4 protein-coding genes are annotated in these 4,252 nt (G+C 53.2%); 2 read left to right on the forward strand and 2 right to left on the reverse strand.

The genetic code is table 11. The features are described from left to right. Positions 1 to 324: 324 nt before the first annotated feature. Positions 325 to 1,014: a DUF899 family protein gene (locus O6944_00210; protein MCZ6717575.1), complete on the forward strand. Its 690-nt coding sequence runs from the start codon at positions 325 to 327 to the stop codon at positions 1,012 to 1,014. A gap of 204 nt (positions 1,015 to 1,218) precedes the next feature. Further along, entirely contained in the window at positions 1,219 to 2,436 is a 1,218-nt protein-coding gene (locus tag O6944_00215; GenBank protein ID MCZ6717576.1) for a pentapeptide repeat-containing protein, read from the forward strand. Between the two features lie 76 nt (positions 2,437 to 2,512). Here O6944_00215 and O6944_00220 read toward each other — a convergent pair whose 3' ends face one another. Together O6944_00220 and O6944_00225 are read right to left on the reverse strand one after the other, a co-directional pair. After that, entirely contained in the window at positions 2,513 to 3,676 is a 1,164-nt protein-coding gene (locus O6944_00220) for a hypothetical protein (GenBank protein MCZ6717577.1), read from the reverse strand. Between the two features lie 38 nt (positions 3,677 to 3,714). Continuing rightward, positions 3,715 to 3,966, reverse strand: coding sequence for a hypothetical protein (locus O6944_00225; protein ID MCZ6717578.1), 252 nt, complete (start codon positions 3,964 to 3,966; stop codon positions 3,715 to 3,717). Positions 3,967 to 4,252 lie beyond the last annotated feature (286 nt).

Below are 4,252 nucleotides of genomic sequence, written 5' to 3' on the forward strand. Positions count from 1 at the left end.
TGAGCCCGGCAAGCCGGACCACTGACCCAAACAGCCACACCCCCGTCAGCGTCAGGTTAGCCGCCAACCACTGCACCCGCCACCTGCAATGCAAGGAAAATCACCGCAGCCCTTTCCTTACAAAATCCGATGGTAGACCCATACCGGACATTCCGGCCGGTTAGACTCACGCCTGGCTGCCGCATAGACTTTCGCTCTCAACGCGTAGGGAGGGAGCTGCCCAACATTAGGGTCCAGAGTAGGTTTTTGGCCACCGACTTGGTCGGGTATTCTCCGCGAGTGGGCGAATACGGGTAAGGCCGGGCAGTCCGTCGTTATCTGTTATTGAAGGAGACGGATATGGGCGAATATCATGATCTAACGTTCCCCAATGAAGATTCGCATTATCGAGCGGCGCGGGATGCTCTGCTTACCGAGGAACTTGAACTTCGGCGTCAGGCAGAGAAAGTCTCGGCCTTGCGGCGCGCTCTCCCCTTGGGCGGCGCTATCAAGGAAGATTATGTTTTTCAGAATCTTTCGGGTGGAGACACCAGGCTCTCGGAACTGTTCTCGGACAAAAGCTCGGACCTTCTCATCTACGGTTTCATGTACGAACCCGGCGGCGAAGCATGTCCCATCTGCACGTCGTTCATGGACAGCGTGAACGGCGGCGTTCTCCATATGGAACAATATTTTAATTTCGCCGTGACCGTGAAAGCGGCGGCCGAAGAACTGAAATCCCACGCCGATGCACGGAATTGGTCGAACCTGACACTCCTATCCTCGGGCAAAACCACTTTCAACTTCGACTACAAGGCCGAGGACGAGGACGGACGACAGGGGATGATGCTGAATGCCTTCCGAAAAACCGATGATGGCATCTTCCATACTTGGGCATTCGAATTGTTCAGTGCCCTCAAAGACCGCAACCGTGACCCCCGCCATCCCGACCGGATCGCGCCCTTGTGGAGCATTTTCGACGTGACCCTGGACGGCCGGCCCGCCGATTGGAACCCGGCCTACAGCTATGATTAGGCTAAAATCCCCGGATCGGAGATATGGTCGGCATCGAACGGTTGACTTCCGCTATTGGGGGTAAAGCGAATGTACTTATCCCTTGCCCGCGCCAGCAGCTATCGCTGCAAGCGTTAATTCATTAATCCTTAATTAAAAATAATTTACACATACCGTCGTTCAGAATCAAAATTCAGCTCTACCGCGTTCAGAATTTGATCCACCATGAAAACCATTGCCCAAAACGCGATACTCGAAGAGGTGGTAGCGCTTCATCAGGCGTGGTTGAAAAATAAGAACGATGGTGAACTGGCGAATTTTTCGCGGTGGGATCTTTCGGACTACGATCTGTCCAAATTGCAACTACGTGGTGCCACGTTCAGCGGTGCAAAACTGCGCGCCTCAAGGCTTCAGGGCATCGGCCTGATCGGCGCGGATCTTTTCGGCGCGGACTTGCGGGATGCCGATCTTCGAAACGCGAATTTAACCAGGGCGGACTTGCGGGGTGCCAGTCTGCAAGGGGCGAAACTCAATAACGCCATCCTGACTGAAGCGGATTTTCGGGGTGGAATCGTGCAGTCGAACGCCTCGACGGCAAAAGCGAAAACCAATCTGACAGGCTGCACGCTTGATTATGCCTCTCTCGAGCGCGTGCAAATGCAGGGTGCAGATCTTACAGGTTCGAGCCTGGTCGGCGCCAATCTTGCCGGCGCGAAGCTCATGGGGGCGAACCTTTCCGGTACAAACCTGTCAAATGCGAACCTGCGGCGCGCCAACCTTTCAGACGCTAACCTGGAAAAATCAAATTTCGTCAACGCCGTGCTGGAGGAAGCATCGCTGAAAAACGCTGCCACCCGCGATACCAATTTCAGTATGGCGGCGATGACCGGGGCCGTTCTTTCCGGACTGGATTTGTCTAGCTGCAAGCTTGATGAAGCAAATTTCAAGGTCTCGTTTGAGAACCTGCCGGTCCATATCAAATATGCGCTCCGCGAGCATGAGCGATGGATCGAAAGCAACGGTCATCAGGGTCGGCAGGGTATATTGATGGAGGAAGACCTCCGATCTGTGGATTTCTCGAACCGAAACCTAAGCGCGATAGTGTTGCGCGGATCGTGCCTTGTGGGGGCAAACCTGCAACGTTGCACGCTCGCCCTCGCGGATCTATCGAACACCGACATGAGTGGCGCCAACCTTGAAGGCGCCCTGTTTCTGGGAACAAATCTTAAGGGTGCCAAACTGGTAAGGGCAAAACTCAAGAGCGCCAGGTTCGACGCTGTTGCCATCTGGAGGCAGGACGGGTCGTCAACCGGTGCCTTGCAAGTGCCAAATCTCGAAAACGCGGATCTGACTGGCGCTGACCTTGAAGGTATCGATTTTTCTCCGTGCAATTTGGCCAATGTCACATTCGACGGCCAATTAAAAAGCCGGACTGGGAGCTGATCCGGGTTCAGGTCGGACCGGACCAAAAGGCCATGGGTTTTTCACCCAGACCTATTCGATTGGCTGGCGGAATAATTCAGATCACTTTTATCGTCACGTCGTCCTCTTCGACGTGACGACCTTGAAAGGACGTGAGATCGTCAGTTTCCAGTCCGCAGCTGATCCGACAATCGTTTGCATCAGTGATATTTAATCTGCCATTCACACAGCGATTTCCAAAACCGTGCTTATCGACGATCTCGTAATTGTTGATGGTAGACTCACGCTCCGAGAATTTGTCGCCGGTTAGAATCAACTCAATTTCCTTGATTTGACCATGACCAACCGTCACCCCTCCCAATACTTTTGCATTTTTTTGTGCGAAATTGCAGAACGAGACCATGTCGATCCTCGAAGCGTCGTGGGGCTCGACTTCCTCGCCGTCGACGTCAGACCACACACGAGGCTTGCTCCCGAGCAGGAACTGATCCGGTAACGCGGCGGCAATGAGACGGGCCAGGGTGACGGTGACATCGCCGACGATGAACCCTCGGGAATCCGGTTTGGTGCCGGACGCTTGATAATATTCGTAATGGTCGCCAAATCCGAAACAACAACGTAGCATTGGTATATTGTTTTGCGGTTTCTCGATCATTGCGGCCTTATTAAAGGCAAGAACGAGCCACTCGACGTAAAAAAGCGCAAGATCTTCCGCCAGACCCGTTTTACGATTCCAGATGTAAAATCCGTCGCCTGTTGTCGACATGTTCAGGTCTATTGGGAGACCCGCAGCCTCTACGCAGGCAGCCGCTAAGTTGGCATGATATGATAAAATATTAATTTGGGAAATTTGCGCAAAAGGCGATTGATGGCTGAAGGAAACAATATCGAACAACCCGACGGCACGACAATTCGAATGCGTGACCGTGTAAAACCTCAAGATCGCTGCCATCTGTTCAACGATGACGGCGTCTGCGGAAACTCCGAAGGATAAAGGGATCACTTCCGACAGGCATCCGGCATCCAGAAGCTCGTGATACCTATCGCGATCACCAATAAGACGGTCGCGCCTGAGCAGCCCACTATGACGTTTGGCGATAAGAGGCAGGTCCAGGCTTGGCGAATACAAAAGTTCGATACCACTAGCCTCGGGGCGCCAACCGACGATCAGGTTGGCGCCTAGCTGCCAGACTTCGCGAAGCTTTTCATAAAGCTCCTTCCGATTCTCGCTCGAAAGCGACGAATGTTGTGTTCCATCCATTCTCGGATGTTGGACAAATTTGGTTTACAAAAGTTGAACTACGAATATTTCACAGCCCCCAACCCCTTGGTCGACATACAATTCCCGATCCAGCCCGGCCAATCGGGGCTCTTTAACGAAGAACACAAAAAAAACACCACGGGCGCATAAATGAATGCTCCCAGTGGGCCTTGATGTGCGCCGGGGCCACCTATCAACAGCGGCCCAAAAAAGGCGATAATGAAAACCAAAATGGCCAGCCCGCCGGCCGCTCCGAAAGATATGCCCAGGATTTTTAGAAAGTCGTGCATCGACATTTCACCGGCTATCCGCATCTACCAATACATCGTGTCTTTATTTCTTGGCTAAAACCACGCCGGGCACGCGATATCCATGTCCGAAATACCCTTGAACTGGCTGAGCCGTGGCTGACGACATCGCGCAATAGTGGTATCATCAAAGAACAGCGTATGTCTCCTCCTGGCTAAAAGCGGTCATGAGCGGTCTCGAATTTGACGTCTGCTTATGCCCCAGCTTCAGACATCCGGGTGGCGACGTCCGCTTTCGGCCCGATCACGTCCGGTCTACCTCCAGCTT

The sequence above is a fragment of the Gammaproteobacteria bacterium genome (assembly GCA_027296625.1).
GTDB lineage: Bacteria > Pseudomonadota > Gammaproteobacteria > JAKEHO01 > JAKEHO01 > JAKEHO01.